Source organism: Eubacterium sp. 14-2, assembly GCF_000403845.2.
Lineage (GTDB): Bacteria > Bacillota > Clostridia > Lachnospirales > Lachnospiraceae > Petralouisia.
In genome coordinates this window covers 1,104,094-1,120,178 of record NZ_KE159568.1, presented here as the reverse complement: position 1 = coordinate 1,120,178, position 16,085 = coordinate 1,104,094, and the positions used below count along the sequence as shown (strand labels likewise).

Below are 16,085 nucleotides of genomic sequence, written 5' to 3'. Positions count from 1 at the left end.
TATGGAGGGAAATTATAATGGCAAAATTAACAACTGCAGAATTTATTGAAGCAATTAAAGAGTTAAGCGTATTAGAGTTAAATGAACTGGTAAAAGCATGTGAAGAAGAATTCGGCGTATCTGCAGCAGCAGGCGTTGTAGTTGCAGCAGCAGGCGGAGACGGTGCAGGCGCAGCAGAAGAAAAAACTGACTTTAATGTAGAGCTGACAGAAGTTGGACCGAACAAAGTTAAAGTTATCAAAGTGGTACGTGAAGTAACCGGTCTTGGATTAAAAGAAGCGAAAGAAGTAGTTGACGGTGCTCCGAAGGTTGTAAAAGAGGGTGCTGAAAAGGCAGAAGCAGAAGATATTAAGGCTAAACTGGAAGCAGAAGGCGCTAAGGTAACTCTGAAATAATTGTTTTCTGACAGATTGAAGCGTGAAACAGGGCTGCCGCATCAGGAATGAGAATTTCCCGGTGCGGCAGCCCTGTTCTGTCATAAATTTTTTGTATCGTACGAATTTTAATAATAATTTTTGCATTTCGTGCGATTTTATTGATTTTCTGTGAAAATTTTCTTATCTCCTGATTACCGAATGGGATTATGACGGTATAATCCCATACTTTCTGTTTCTAAGGACAAAGTCACAAATCTTAAACATAATTTTGGGGTTTTATCCCTGTCTGGTTTCACCCATAAGGTATAAGAACAGAAAATCATCCGAATTATTATTTTAAAGAACTGATAGATTTCCTTTTTGCCATTCGTAATAATAAGTGTAAGACAAAACAAACCGGCGCGCAGGTTTGGAAAAGAGGATAATTTTTATGAAGATTGGAGAAAAGAATTATATTCAGCAATTACAATTGCACAATGAAAAAGCACTCATGTATGTAATCGATGAATATGGCGGGCTTTTGATGGCAATTATCCGCAAACATCTTTTCAGCCAGCCGGAAAAGCAGGAAGAATGCTTTGACGATGTGCTCCTGAAAATCTGGCAGAACATTTCTGAGTTTGATGAACGTAAAAATTCATTCAAAAACTGGGCGGCGGCCATTGCAAGATACCGGTCCATTGATTACCTTCGCCAGTATCAGCGGGAACTGGTGACGGTGGATATTGAAGATACCGCCATTGCCCAGGAGGACAGTATGCTGGCCGGAATACTGGAAAAAGAAATATCTGAGGAAATGGAAGGGATACTGGGGTGTCTGAAACCTCTGGACCGGGAATTATTTTTGAAATTATATGTGGAAGAAAAGACCATGGAGCAGGTAAGTGAAGAAACGGGAATGAAAAAAGAAGTAATTTACAACCGTTTATCCAGAGGAAAAAACAGAATCCGCAGGCATTACAGGGCAGAAAGGGGTGTCTCGTATGGCAAATAATATTTATGGATTACTGAATGAGGTGGAAACTGATTTTAGTGAATATGAAGAAACAGAATTATCCTCCAAAGAAAAAGAAAGACATAAACAGAGAATTTTGATGGAGGTAAAAAGAATGGAAAAAAGAAATCATAAAAAAGGAAAAACCTGGAAAGCGGCGGCAGGAACAGCGGCTGCCTGTGTAATCGGCATAGGAGCGCTCGGTCTGGCAAATCCGGTTCAGGCACAGGAATTATTCAGCAGCGTGTTTGGAAAGCTCATTGAGGCTTCTCAGGGGGACAAATACGAACAGGAGGACACCGAGAGATATAAGACCATCGGAGAAAATGCGGTTGCAGTTCAGGAAGAAGTAGACAAACGTCAGGAAGAAAGCTATGTGCTGACTGCTGAACATGAAGGGGTTACCATTTCCGTATCCGACGTGTACTGTGATGGCTATGTCCTTTATTACACTACCACGCTTAAGACCGACCGTGAAGATTTAAACAGCGCAGACGGAATTGTCGTTGAGAAAAAGACCGGGGAACCTTACGATATCAAAGTCAACGGTGAAGAACTCTCAGAGGTCATGCGGCCCTTTGAAAAATCGCCGGACGGAACCTTTGTGGCTGCTCAGCAGATAGACCTGATGGCTCCCTGCGATATCAGCGCTCGTCCAATTGAACTGACGCAGGACGATGAGGGGACACTGGTGGTAGACTGTACGGTACGTCAGCTTGACGGATATCTCTGGGATGCCTGGGAAGAAAACGGTGAATATAAGACTACCGGAACTGCAGCCGGAGAATGGAGCCTCCGGTTCCCGGTTACGGTAGATACTTCCCAAAACGAAGCCTTTGATATTAATAAAGAAGAAAACGGCATTCTGGTAAAACGCGGTATTAAAACAAAAGCAGGCCTTGTAGTAGAAGTGGAACTTCCGGATTTCAGGCAGGAGCCTTATAATGACCCCCACAATGACCCGGAAATAGGAATTAAGGACAGTCAGGGGAAGTATATCCAGTGGCTGAATCAGAAAGCAGACCTTCGGGAGGACGGTACCTGCACCAGCCAGATTATGGTGCTTTACAACGGACAGAAGGATTTGTCATTTAACGTAACTACCAGGGATGAAGACCAGATTCAGATTGCAGATATCGAATTCCAGGTACCGTAACACAGGCGGTCCCCGATGAATTGCAGATAAATACCGAAACATGAAAAAGGGGCTGTCGCACTAAGTAATTAGTGCGCAGCTCCTTTTCTATACAAAAAATAACTGCCAGACCTCGAAAGAATCCGGCAGTTGGTGTAAAATATAAGTATGCAAACCCTTATATCATTACACAAGAATTATACTTTGAATGGGGAAGGATATCAACTAAAACTTCCCTTAAATTTAGAAACAATCATTCCGGTAGATGATTCTGTGCGATTACTGAGTCAGTTTGTGGAGGCCATGGATTTAACTGATTTATATTCTACTTACAAAAGAATAAATACGTTTTCTCCAAGAACTCTGCTGAAGATTGTTTTGTACTCATACATGAATGGTGACTATTCCTCCCGCTCTATGGAGCTTAACTGTAAGCGGGATATTAACTTTATGTATCTTTTAGAAGGAAAGCCAGTTCCTGACCATGCCACTTTTGCACGGTTTCGTAGCATTCATTTTGCTCCATGCGCGAAACGCATTCTCGCTGAAATGTCCCACCTTCTTTATGATCTCAGGGAAATCTCAGGGGAAACGATTTTTATGGATGGAACAAAAATCGAGGCTTGCGCCAATAAATATACATTTGTCTGGAAAAAGGCCGTCACAGGAAACCAGGGAAAACTGCTGGTAAAAATCGCCGACCTCATTGCCGAATGTGAGCAGCTTTATGGGATTCGGATTGTCCATGGAGATACCGTCAAAATGAAACATGTAAAACGATTGCGCAAAAAACTGTATGCATTAAAACAGGAGGAAAACATTGCGTTTGTACATGGAATAGGCAAGAGAAAATCTGCGCTGCAAAAGAGCATTGAAACACTGGAAGGTTACCTGGGGCGTTTGAAAGGATATACGCAAAAGCTGCATATCTGCGGAAAAAGAAACAGTTTTTCAAAAACAGATCAGGATGCGACTTTTATGCGCATGAAGGAAGATGCTATGGGCAACGGACAGTTAAAACCGGCATATAACCTGCAGCATGGGGCAGATGCAGAATACATCGTCTGGCTAACGGTTGGGCCACAACCTACAGACGCCACCACGCTGATTCCATTTTTAAAAGAAGCCGGAGAATATCTGTCCTTCAAGCATAAAAAGATCATCGCAGATGCAGGGTATGAAAGTGAAGAGAATTACGTTTTCTTAGATGAAAATCAGCAGTTGGCATATATCAGGCCATCGAATTATGAAATATCGAAAACGAGAAAATATAAAAACGATATTGGACGAATGGAACATATGGATTATGATGAAACGAGTGATTCCTACACTTGCAGAAATGGGAAAAAACTATCGTTTGCATATGTACGCCGCTCAAAGTCAAAAACAGGGTATGTCAGCGAAAAAAGTATTTATCAATGTAGCGAATGTAAAGGCTGCCCTTACAAAAAGGACTGCATCAAAGGAAATAACTGCAAAACGCCAATGGAAGAACGCAATAAGGTTCTTTCTGTGGCAAAGACATTTCTAAAGTATCGAAAAAAGGATTTGGAGAGGATTCTCTCAGAGGAAGGGATTCTGCTCCGTACAAACAGGAGCATCCAGGCGGAAGGTTCTTTTGGCGAGTTGAAACAGGACATGCAGTTTCGAAGATATTTGAGCCGGGGTACACCAAATGTTCTTGCTGAAAGTGTTTTGCTTGCAATGGCAAGAAATGTGAACAAGCTTCATAATAAGATACAAAAAGGAAGAACAGGAAGCTATTTATTCCCTATAAAAAGTGCATAAATTTTGAAAAGTCAAAAAGTTTTTTCAGGTTTTTCCGCCTTGTTTTATAGGCGTGTTAAAGTGCGTCCTTTTTTATTTCAGGACAACTTTTCTAATAGAATAGCGTGAATATAGATATAAAAAAGTCAAAAAGGATGCTGCCGCTTCACGAGTTTTCATTCATTAAAGCGACAGCCCCTTTTCAAAATAATCCTTGACATAAAATCGGCGGTTGTGCTATCATATAGGGTGCACTATTGTGATAAAGTGTGCTTATTATAATTAATCATAGAGAAACAACAGGAAGCGTATTTTAGAAACGAAATATTCGGCGGTGAAAACCGCTGAATTACTGTTGGTTGTTGCACGGAACTGTTAATAAATTAGAAAACGAGAGGTGAACCGTCAATGGAGAAAAACAGAATACGTCCGATTAAAGCAGGAAAAAGCGTTCGTATGAGTTACTCGCGACAAAAGGAAGTATTGGAAATGCCGAACCTGATCGAGGTTCAGAAGAATTCTTACAACTGGTTTATCAATGAAGGGTTGAAAGAAGTATTTGCTGATATCTCTCCCATCGCAGATTACAGCGGGCAGTTAAGTCTGGAATTCGTTGATTTTACATTATGTGAGAAAGATGTGAAATATTCCATCGAAGAATGTAAGGAACGTGATGCAACTTATGCCGCACCCTTAAAAGTAAGAGTGAGATTTTACAACAAAGAAGCAGTTGAAGAAGTCAAAGATTATGAAATCTTCATGGGCGATTTACCACTTATGACAGAAACAGGAACTTTCGTAATCAATGGAGCAGAACGTGTTATCGTCAGCCAGCTGGTTCGTTCTCCTGGTATATATTATGGAATTGCACACGATAAAGTGGGTAAGACATTATATTCCTGCACAGTAATCCCAAATCGTGGTGCATGGCTGGAATACGAGACAGACTCCAATGATGTTTTCTATGTACGCGTGGACAGAACCAGAAAGGTTCCGGTTACCGTATTGATTCGTGCACTGGGAATTGGAACCAATCAGGAAATTCTGGATCTGTTTGGAGAAGAACCCAAGATTATTGCCAGCTTTGGAAAAGACGTTGCCACCAATTATCAGGAAGGCCTGCTGGAATTATATAAGAAAATCCGTCCCGGCGAGCCTCTTACCGTGGAAAGCGCGGAGAGCCTGATTAACGCAATGTTTTTTGACCCAAGACGTTATGACCTTGCGAAAGTAGGAAGATATAAATTCAATAAAAAACTGTCTCTCAGGAACCGTATTCACGGACAGGTTCTTGCAGAAGACGTGGTAGATGTTTCCACCGGAGAAATTATCGCAGAACAGGGAGCTACTGTCACCAGAGAAATGGCAGATGATATTCAGAACGCAGCCGTTCCCTATGTGTGGATTCAGGGAGAAGAGCGCAATATCAAAGTGCTGTCCAATCTGATGGTGGATGTGACCAACTATGTGGATATAGACAGAGAAGAAGCCAGAAAACTGGGTATTACGGAGCTTGTATATTATCCTGTACTGGAAACCATTCTGGAAGAAAATGAGACGCTGGAGGATATCAAAAATGCCCTGCACCGTGATGCGGCGGATCTGATTCCCAAACATATCACCAGAGAAGACATACTGGCCTCCATCAATTATAACATGCATCTGGAATACGGTCTCGGAAATGACGACGATATTGACCACCTGGGCAATCGTCGAATTCGTGCCGTGGGAGAACTGCTGCAGAACCAGTATCGTATCGGACTTTCACGAATGGAACGTGTGGTTCGGGAACGTATGACAACCCAGGATCTGGAGGGAATTTCTCCTCAGAGCCTGATTAACATCAAACCGGTGACTGCTGCGGTAAAAGAATTTTTCGGTTCTTCCCAGCTGTCCCAGTTTATGGACCAGAATAATCCTCTGGGTGAGCTGACCCACAAGAGACGTCTTTCCGCACTGGGACCCGGAGGTCTGTCCAGAGACCGGGCCGGATTCGAAGTGCGTGACGTGCATTATTCCCATTATGGAAGAATGTGCCCCATTGAGACCCCTGAAGGACCTAATATCGGTCTGATTAACTCTCTTGCAACTTATGCGAGAATCAACGATTACGGGTTTGTGGAAGCGCCCTATCGTAAAATAGATAAATCCGATCCCAAAAATCCGCGGGTTACGGACGAAGTTGTCTATATGACAGCAGACGAAGAGGACAATTACCATGTGGCCCAGGCTAACGAAGCGCTGGACAAAGACGGACATTTTGTGAGAAATTCCGTGTCCGGACGTTACCGGGAAGAGACACAGGAGTATGAAAAAACCATGTTTGATTACATGGACGTTTCCCCGAAAATGGTATTTTCCGTGGCAACCGCACTGATTCCTTTCCTGGAAAACGACGATGCCAACCGTGCGCTGATGGGATCCAACATGCAGCGTCAGGCGGTTCCCCTTCTGACCACAGAAGCCCCGGCGGTAGGAACCGGGATGGAGACAAAAGCGGCCGTGGACTCCGGAGTCTGCGTGGTTGCGAAGCATTCCGGCGTGGTGGAACGCTCTGTTTCCAATGAGATTACCATCCGTACCGAGGAAGGCAGACGGGAAGTATATAAACTGACCAAATTTTCCCGAAGCAACCAGTCCAACTGCTACAACCAGAGGCCCATTGTATTTAAAGGCGACAGAGTAGAAGCAGGGCAGGTAATTGCAGACGGTCCCTCCACTTCCAACGGAGAGCTGGCACTGGGGAAAAATCCTCTGATTGGATTTATGACCTGGGAGGGTTATAATTACGAAGATGCGGTTTTATTAAGTGAACGGCTGGTGCAGGAAGATGTTTATACTTCCGTGCACATTGAAGAATATGAGGCGGAAGCCCGCGATACCAAACTGGGACCGGAAGAAATTACCAGAGACGTGCCCGGTGTGGGTGACGACGCACTGAAAGATCTGGATGAACGGGGAATTATCCGTATTGGGGCGGAAGTCCGCGCCGGAGATATTCTGGTGGGCAAAGTAACTCCCAAGGGAGAGACAGAGCTGACAGCAGAAGAACGTCTTCTGCGGGCAATTTTCGGTGAAAAGGCAAGGGAGGTCAGAGACACATCCCTGAAAGTACCCCATGGAGAATACGGTATCGTGGTAGACGCCAAAGTATTTACCAGAGAAAACGGAGATGAATTATCCCCTGGCGTAAATCAGGCAGTCCGCATTTACATTGCTCAGAAACGTAAGATTTCCGTGGGCGACAAGATGGCGGGACGTCATGGAAACAAGGGTGTGGTTTCCCGTGTACTTCCGGTGGAAGATATGCCTTTCCTGCCCAATGGCCGGCCTCTTGATATTGTGCTGAATCCTCTGGGCGTGCCTTCCCGTATGAATATCGGGCAGGTGCTGGAAATCCATTTAAGCCTTGCGGCAAAAGCCCTTGGATTTAATATTGCGACTCCGGTATTTGACGGAGCAAGAGAAGATGACATTATGGATACCCTGGACCTGGCAAATGATTATGTCAATCTGTCCTGGGAAGATTTTGAGACAAAGTATAAAGCAGAACTCCTGCCGGAAGTTATGGAATATCTCTATGAAAACCGGGGACATCGGGAAGTGTGGAAGGGCGTGCCCCTTTCCCGTGACGGAAAAGTAAGGCTCCGTGACGGAAGAACGGGAGAATATTTTGACAGCCCCGTAACCATCGGGCACATGCATTATCTGAAACTCCACCATCTGGTAGACGACAAGATTCATGCCCGTTCCACCGGACCATATTCACTGGTAACTCAGCAGCCGCTGGGAGGAAAAGCCCAGTTCGGAGGACAGCGTTTCGGTGAGATGGAGGTATGGGCTCTGGAGGCATACGGCGCATCCTATACTCTGCAGGAAATCCTTACGGTAAAATCTGATGACGTAATCGGACGTGTGAAAACTTACGAAGCGATAATCAAGGGTGATAATATTCCCGAACCGGGAATTCCGGAATCCTTTAAGGTACTTTTGAAAGAGCTGCAGTCTCTGGGCCTGGACGTAAAAGTTCTGGACGAAAACAGAGAAGAAGTGGAGCTGATGGAAACCAGCGAGTACGGCAATACGGATTTGAATTCCATTATCACAGGAGACCGCAATTTTGCCTTTGAAGAGGAAGAATCCTTCGGAGCCATGGGCTTCAGCAAGCAGGAATTCAGCGAAGACGAAGAACTGGTGGATATCGAAGAAGAGGAAGAAGAAGCGTTGGAACTGGAGGACGATTTCGCTGACTTTGACAGTGTTCTGGATGATTAGTCAAATATCCTGCAGAAATGAGGAAGGGAGAATCACATATGCCGGAAACAATGAATAAAGAAAAATACCAGCCAATTACCTTTGACGCCATCAAGATTGGACTGGCATCACCTGAAAAAATAAGAGAATGGTCCCGCGGAGAAGTAAAAAAACCCGAAACCATTAACTATAGAACCCTGAAACCGGAAAAGGACGGACTGTTCTGCGAAAAGATTTTCGGACCCAGCAAGGACTGGGAATGCCACTGCGGAAAGTATAAGAAAATCCGTTATAAAGGCGTAGTCTGCGACCGCTGCGGTGTGGAAATTACCAAGGCAAGCGTCCGCAGGGAACGCATGGGGCATATCGAGCTGGCAGCTCCCGTTTCCCATATCTGGTATTTTAAGGGAATCCCCAGCAGAATGGGACTGATTCTGGATTTATCACCCAGGACTCTGGAAAAGGTGCTGTATTTTGCCTCCTATATTGTACTGGACAAAGGCACCAGTGATTTGCAGTACAAACAGGTATTGTCGGAAGCAGAATACCAGGAAGCAAGAGAAAAATACGGCAGTGATTTCCGGGTAGGCATGGGCGCGGAATCCATCAAAGAACTGCTGGAAGCCATTGACCTGGAAAAAGATGCGGTGGAATTAAAGACAGCTTTAAAAGACGCCACGGGCCAGAAACGTGCCAGAATTATCAAACGTCTGGAGGTTGTGGAGGCTTTCCGGGGATCGGGAAACCGGCCGGAGTGGATGATTATGGATGTGATTCCTGTGATTCCGCCGGATTTACGCCCCATGGTACAGCTGGATGGAGGAAGATTTGCAACCTCCGACTTAAACGATCTGTACCGCCGGATTATCAACCGGAACAACCGTCTGCGCAGGCTGCTGGAGCTGGGCGCACCGGATATTATTGTGAGAAATGAAAAACGTATGCTGCAGGAAGCAGTAGACGCCTTAATTGATAACGGCAGGAGAGGACGTCCGGTGACCGGGCCCGGAAACCGTGCGCTGAAATCCCTGTCTGACATGTTAAAAGGAAAATCCGGACGGTTCCGTCAGAACCTGCTGGGTAAACGTGTGGATTATTCCGGACGTTCCGTTATCGTGGTGGGACCGGAGCTGAAAATTTACCAGTGCGGCCTGCCGAAAGAAATGGCCATTGAGCTGTTTAAGCCTTTTGTTATGAAAGAACTGGTATGCAACGGAACGGCCCATAACATTAAGAGCGCAAAAAAAATGGTGGAGCGTCTCCAGTCAGAGGTATGGGACGTTCTGGAAGAAGTAATCAAAGAACATCCGGTTATGCTGAACCGTGCGCCTACTCTTCACAGACTGGGAATTCAGGCATTTGAGCCCATACTGGTAGAAGGTAAGGCTATTAAGCTCCATCCGCTGGTATGTACGGCATTTAACGCGGATTTCGATGGGGACCAGATGGCTGTGCATCTTCCATTGTCTGTGGAAGCCCAGTCAGAGTGCAGATTTTTGCTGCTGTCTCCCAATAACCTGCTGAAGCCTTCTGACGGAGGCCCGGTGGCAGTGCCTTCTCAGGATATGGTCCTTGGTATTTATTACCTGACACAGGAACGTCCGGGAGCACTGGGAGAAGGAAAATTTTTCAAAAACGTAAATGAAGCGATTCTGGCCTATGAAAACGAGGCTCTGACCCTTCATTCCAGAATAAAAGTGCGCATTACCAGAACTATGCCGGGAGGCGAGGAAATCAGCGGCAATGTGGAGTCCACCCTGGGCCGCTTTATTTTCAATGAAATACTTCCTCAGGACCTGGGATTTGTGGACAGAAGCAATCCGGAGGACGTTCTGAAACTGGAAATTGATTTCCATGTGGGGAAAAAGGGTCTGAAACAGATTCTGGAAAAAGTAATCAATATCCACGGTGCTACCAGAACAGCGGAAGTGCTGGACGATATCAAAGCCATGGGTTATAAATATTCCACCAGAGCGGCCATGACGGTTTCCATTTCCGACATGACGGTGCCGGAGAAAAAACCTGCCCTGATTAAGAATGCTCAGGATACGGTGGATAAGATTACCAGGAACTACAAGCGCGGTCTGATTACGGAAGAAGAACGCTATAAAGAAGTTGTGGAAACCTGGAAAGAAACAGACGACATCCTGACGAAAGAGCTGCTGGATGGTCTGGATAAATACAATAACATTTATATGATGGCAGATTCCGGAGCCCGTGGTTCTGACAAACAGATTAAACAGCTTGCAGGTATGCGAGGCCTGATGGCTGATACCACAGGACGGACTATTGAGCTGCCCATCAAATCAAACTTCCGTGAAGGACTGGACGTACTGGAATATTTCATGTCCGCCCATGGAGCACGGAAAGGACTTTCCGATACTGCGCTTCGTACCGCAGACTCCGGTTATCTGACCAGACGTCTGGTGGACGTATCGCAGGAGCTGATTATCCGTGATATTGACTGCTGCGAAGGAAAAGAAGCGCCTGGAATGTATGTAAAGGCCTTTATGGACGGAAAAGAAGAAATTGAAAGTCTTCAGGAGCGTATTACCGGGCGGTTTGCCTGTGAAGATATCTGCGATGCAGAAGGAAACGTACTGGTCAGGGCCAATCATATGATTACCCCGAAACGTGCCGCCCTTGTGATGAGCAAAGGAGTGGATGACAAAGGGGAGTCTCTGGACAGAGTAAAAATCCGTACGGTGCTGACCTGCCGTTCCCATAACGGTATCTGTGCAAAATGCTACGGCGCCAATATGGCTACCGGTCAGGCAGTACAGGTGGGAGAATCCGTGGGCATTATTGCGGCCCAGTCCATCGGTGAGCCGGGAACGCAGCTTACCATGCGTACCTTCCATACCGGCGGCGTTGCCGGTAACGACATCACACAGGGTCTTCCCCGTGTGGAGGAGCTGTTTGAGGCGCGTAAGCCAAAGGGTCTTGCAATTATCACCGAATTTGCAGGAGTTGCCACCATCAAGGATACCAAGAAAAAACGTGAAATTATCGTAACTAACGATGAAACGGGAGAAACCAAGGCATACCTGATTCCCTATGGTTCCAGAATCAAAATTATGGACGGGGCAGTGCTGGAAGCCGGCGACGAGCTGACGGAAGGAAGCGTAAATCCCCATGATATTTTGAAAATCAAGGGCGTTCGGGCAGTACAGGATTATATGATTCAGGAAGTGCAGCGTGTATACCGTCTGCAGGGTGTGGAAATCAACGATAAGCATATTGAGGTGATTGTACGCCAGATGCTGAAAAAAATCCGCATTGAAAACAACGGAGATTCTGAATTCCTCCCTGGAACCCTGGTGGATATACTGGAATATGAGGACACCAATGAGAGTCTGGAAGAAGAAGGACTGGAGCCGGCAGAAGGCAAACAGGTGATGCTGGGAATTACCAAGGCCTCACTTGCCACCAATTCTTTCCTGTCCGCAGCATCCTTCCAGGAGACCACAAAGGTATTGACTGAGGCAGCCATCAAGGGTAAGGTTGACCCGCTGATTGGCCTGAAAGAAAATGTAATTATCGGTAAACTGATTCCTGCCGGAACCGGTATGAAACGTTACCGCGACATCCGCCTTTCTACGGATGTAAACGAGATGGACAGTATTTATTTTGAAGAAGAAATGCTGGATTTCAGCTATGTACCGGAAGAGGATGAACCGGAGGAAGAAGACTTCGGGGAAGAATTTGACGAGCTGGATGAGGTGGAAGAACTGGAAGTGCTGGAAACAGAATAAAATATGCGAAAACTGTCCTGGACTGTAAAATCAGAACAGAAGCCATCCTTTTTGCTGTAGCGGAAAGGATGGCTTTTTTTCTTCTGCAGGAAAAAATAATTATCGCACTGCGGCGGAAAGGGATGATGTCGCAGAAACGACCCGCCGCAGGCGGAGAATCCTGCAAAGCAGGATTCTTTTTCCAGGTCAGGAAAACAGATTTGTGAATAGAAATGGAAAATCCGGGAAAAATTAGAAAAAGTCCTTGACATGGCGATTTTATCCTTATATAATGATTTAGCGTGCATATGAATATGCACTTATATTTTTACCGTGGAAGCGCGGCTTTCACAGTAGGGATGCCCATGCGGCCCGCCAAAGGGCAGGCAGTGCATGATGTAAATTTACAGGAGGTGAAAAGAATGCCAACATTTAACCAGTTAGTAAGAAAAGGAAGACAGACATCTACAAAGAAATCTACCGCACCGGCTTTACAGAAAGGATACAACTCCTTAAAGAAACGCCCCACGGATACTTCTGCACCCCAGAAGAGAGGTGTTTGTACCGCAGTAAAAACTGCAACTCCTAAGAAACCTAACTCTGCTCTTCGTAAAATCGCCAGAGTTCGTCTTTCCAACGGAATCGAAGTGACAAGCTATATTCCGGGAGAAGGCCATAACCTGCAGGAGCACAGCGTTGTTCTGATCAGGGGCGGAAGAGTAAAAGACTTGCCGGGTACCAGATACCACATTATCCGTGGAACTTTGGATACCGCAGGCGTTGCAAACAGACGCCAGGCACGTTCCAAATATGGTGCAAAGAGACCAAAAGATGCCAAAAAATAATCTGATATAATTTCAGAATGATTCTGGCAGACAATAGTATCACAATGGTTAGTGTTGGAAACCGCGAGAGCGTACATTCTTTTTGACGCATAGAGACAGACGGAAAGCAGCAGGCTTTCCCCACAGACAGATTTCCGCACGAACACAGAACTGTGAGTACCGTTGAATTAATCGAGAAAATCAAAAAGATGATTAAGGAGGGAAGCGACGTGCCACGTAAAGGACATACTCAGAAGAGAGACGTATTAGCAGATCCACTGTACAATAATAAAGTGGTTACAAAACTTATCAACAACATTATGCTGGATGGTAAGAAAGGCGTAGCTCAGAAAATTGTATATGGAGCATTTAACAGAGTTGCAGAAAAAACCGACAAGCCGGCAATCGAAGTATTTGAAGAGGCTATGAACAATATTATGCCCGTACTGGAAGTAAAGGCAAGACGTATCGGTGGTGCAACATATCAGGTGCCAATTGAGGTAAGACCTGACAGGCGTCAGGCTCTGGCTCTCCGCTGGCTGACTCTTTTCTCACGTAAGAGAGGCGAGAAGACCATGGAAGAGAGACTGGCAAATGAAATTATGGATGCGGCGAACAATACCGGTGCATCTGTAAAGAGAAAAGAAGATATGCACAAAATGGCAGAGGCAAACAAAGCATTTGCGCATTATCGTTTTTAACATTTTTAGGAGGAAAAGACCTTGGCTGGAAGAGAATATCCATTAGAGAGAACCAGAAACATTGGTATTATGGCTCATATTGATGCTGGTAAAACCACCACCACAGAGCGTATTCTTTACTATACCGGTGTTAATTATAAGATTGGTGATACTCATGAAGGTACTGCCACCATGGACTGGATGGAGCAGGAACAGGAAAGAGGTATTACCATTACTTCAGCCGCTACAACATGTCACTGGACGTTACAGGAAAACTGTAAGCCGAAAGAAGGTGCTTTAGAGCATCGTATCAATATTATTGATACTCCGGGACACGTTGACTTTACAGTTGAAGTTGAGCGTTCACTCCGTGTATTAGATGGTGCCGTAGGCGTTTTCTGCGCAAAGGGCGGAGTAGAGCCCCAGTCTGAAAATGTATGGCGTCAGGCTGATACCTATAACGTGCCCAGAATGGCATTTATTAACAAGATGGACATTTTGGGAGCTGACTTCTATGGAGCTGTGGAGCAGATTAAGTCACGTCTGGGTAAAAATGCAATCTGCATTCAGCTGCCCATTGGCAAAGAAGATGATTTTAAGGGAATTGTTGACCTGTTTGAAATGAAAGCCTACATCTATAATGATGACAAGGGTGATGATATTTCAATTGTTGATATTCCGGATGATATGAAAGACGATGCAGAACTGTATCGTACAGAACTGGTGGAAAAAGTTTGCGAACTGGACGACGACCTGATGATGGAGTACCTGGAAGGGGAAGAACCATCTGTGGAAGCCATGAAAGCAGCTTTGAGAAAAGGTACCTGTGAGTGTGCAGCTGTTCCCGTATGCTGCGGTACTGCTTACCGAAACAAAGGTGTTCAGAAATTACTGGACGCAGTAATTGAATATATGCCGTCTCCGGTAGATATCCCTGCAATTAAGGGAACAGACATGGAAGGCAATGAAGTAGAAAGACATTCTTCTGACGAAGAACCGTTCTCAGCGCTGGCATTTAAGATTATGACAGACCCGTTTGTGGGAAAACTGGCATTTTTCCGTGTATATTCCGGTACGATGAACTCCGGTTCTTATGTTTTGAATGCTACCAAAGACAAAAAAGAGCGTGTGGGACGTATCCTTCAGATGCATGCCAATAAGAGAGCGGAGTTAGACAAAGTTTACTCCGGTGATATTGCGGCAGCAGTAGGATTTAAGTTTACCGCAACAGGAGATACCATCTGTGATGAACAGCATCCGGTAATTCTGGAGTCCATGGAGTTCCCGGAACCGGTTATTGAGCTGGCAATCGAACCCAAGACAAAAGCAGGACAGGGCAAGATGGGCGAGGCTCTTGCAAAACTTGCAGAGGAAGACCCGACGTTCCGTGCACACACCAACGCAGAGACAGGACAGACCATCATTGCAGGTATGGGTGAACTCCATCTGGAGATCATTGTTGACCGTCTCCTTCGTGAATTCAAGGTGGAAGCAAACGTAGGCGCACCTCAGGTTGCATACAAAGAGACCTTTACCAAGCCCATTGAGCAGGAATACAAGTATGCAAAACAGTCCGGTGGACGCGGACAGTACGGACACTGTAAAGTCAGATTTGAGCCCATGGATGCCAATGGCGACGAACTGTTCAAATTTGATTCCGAGGTTGTGGGCGGTGCAATTCCGAAAGAATATATCCCTGCAGTCGGGGAAGGTATTGAGGAAGCTACCAAAGCCGGTATTCTGGCAGGATTCCCGGTTGTAGGCGTTCACGCTACCGTATACGATGGTTCTTACCATGAAGTGGACTCTTCTGAAATGGCTTTCCATATTGCCGGTTCCATGGCATTCAAAGAAGCCATGAAGAAAGCAACACCGGTACTGCTGGAGCCTATTATGAAAGTGGAAGTAACCATGCCGGAAGAATATATGGGCGATGTAATCGGAGACATCAACTCCCGTCGCGGACGTATCGAAGGTATGGATGACCTGGGCGGCGGCAAGATTGTACGCGCATTTGTGCCTCTTGCTGAAATGTTCGGATATTCCACAGATTTACGTTCCAGAACACAGGGACGTGGAAACTACTCCATGTTCTTTGAAAAATACGAACAGGTACCGAAGAGTGTTCAGGAAAAAGTAATCACCGCAAAAGACTGATTTTTCTCTGCCGGCTAAGAGCAGCAAATTTGCCGGCAAAGACATGGAAAGTCATAGAAAGCACTTGAAAATCCGGTGATTATCGAATATAATCATAAATAGCTGATTATAATTTTCTATTCAATTAAGACAGCCCAGAAGGGCAGAAAATTAAGGAGGACGT

9 protein-coding genes are annotated in these 16,085 nt (G+C 45.4%); all 9 read left to right on the top strand.

Translation table 11 applies throughout. From position 1 onward, the window contains the following. Positions 1-17 precede the first annotated feature (17 nt). The 9 genes from rplL (at position 18) to fusA (ending at position 15,922) form a co-directional block, all read left to right on the top strand. Entirely contained in the window at positions 18-395 is a 378-nt protein-coding gene (gene rplL / locus C805_RS22070; protein WP_016216247.1) for a 50S ribosomal protein L7/L12, read from the top strand. Positions 396-807: 412 nt separating this feature from the next. Continuing rightward, the gene (locus C805_RS22065) at positions 808-1,371 is read left to right on the top strand and encodes a sigma-70 family RNA polymerase sigma factor (RefSeq protein ID WP_016216246.1); all 564 of its coding nucleotides are present in this window, start codon (positions 808-810) and stop codon (positions 1,369-1,371) included. Further along, positions 1,361-2,527, top strand: a complete 1,167-nt coding sequence (locus C805_RS22060) for a DUF4179 domain-containing protein (protein ID WP_016216245.1) — start codon at positions 1,361-1,363, stop codon at positions 2,525-2,527. The genes C805_RS22065 and C805_RS22060 overlap by 11 nt, the downstream gene beginning before the upstream one ends. A 147-nt stretch (positions 2,528-2,674) precedes the next feature. Beyond that, positions 2,675-4,294: an IS1182 family transposase gene (locus tag C805_RS22055; protein ID WP_016216244.1), complete on the top strand. Its 1,620-nt coding sequence runs from the start codon at positions 2,675-2,677 to the stop codon at positions 4,292-4,294. Between the two features lie 387 nt (positions 4,295-4,681). Next, positions 4,682-8,548 (top strand): DNA-directed RNA polymerase subunit beta, encoded by a 3,867-nt coding sequence (locus tag C805_RS22050; protein WP_016216243.1) that lies wholly within the window; start codon positions 4,682-4,684, stop codon positions 8,546-8,548. Positions 8,549-8,586: 38 nt separating this feature from the next. After that, positions 8,587-12,282: a DNA-directed RNA polymerase subunit beta' gene (rpoC, locus tag C805_RS22045; protein WP_016216242.1), complete on the top strand. Its 3,696-nt coding sequence runs from the start codon at positions 8,587-8,589 to the stop codon at positions 12,280-12,282. A gap of 401 nt (positions 12,283-12,683) precedes the next feature. Continuing rightward, positions 12,684-13,106, top strand: a complete 423-nt coding sequence (gene rpsL / locus C805_RS22040; RefSeq protein ID WP_031201683.1) for a 30S ribosomal protein S12 — start codon at positions 12,684-12,686, stop codon at positions 13,104-13,106. 209 nt (positions 13,107-13,315) lie between these two features. Next, a complete protein-coding gene (gene rpsG, locus C805_RS22035; RefSeq protein WP_016216240.1) occupies positions 13,316-13,786 on the top strand; it encodes a 30S ribosomal protein S7 in 471 nt (156 codons plus the stop codon). Positions 13,787-13,807: 21 nt separating this feature from the next. Then, positions 13,808-15,922, top strand: a complete 2,115-nt coding sequence (fusA, locus tag C805_RS22030; protein ID WP_016216239.1) for an elongation factor G — start codon at positions 13,808-13,810, stop codon at positions 15,920-15,922. The last annotated feature ends 163 nt before the right edge of the window (positions 15,923-16,085 follow it).

Coding starts and splice junctions, on each gene's coding strand:
- rpsL (WP_031201683.1), top strand. CDS start 12,684: ATGCCAACATTTAACCAGTTAGTAAGAAAAGGAAGACAGACATCTACA.
- C805_RS22050 (WP_016216243.1), top strand. CDS start 4,682: ATGGAGAAAAACAGAATACGTCCGATTAAAGCAGGAAAAAGCGTTCGT.
- C805_RS22060 (WP_016216245.1), top strand. CDS start 1,361: ATGGCAAATAATATTTATGGATTACTGAATGAGGTGGAAACTGATTTT.
- C805_RS22055 (WP_016216244.1), top strand. CDS start 2,675: ATGCAAACCCTTATATCATTACACAAGAATTATACTTTGAATGGGGAA.
- rplL (WP_016216247.1), top strand. CDS start 18: ATGGCAAAATTAACAACTGCAGAATTTATTGAAGCAATTAAAGAGTTA.
- rpoC (WP_016216242.1), top strand. CDS start 8,587: ATGCCGGAAACAATGAATAAAGAAAAATACCAGCCAATTACCTTTGAC.
- C805_RS22065 (WP_016216246.1), top strand. CDS start 808: ATGAAGATTGGAGAAAAGAATTATATTCAGCAATTACAATTGCACAAT.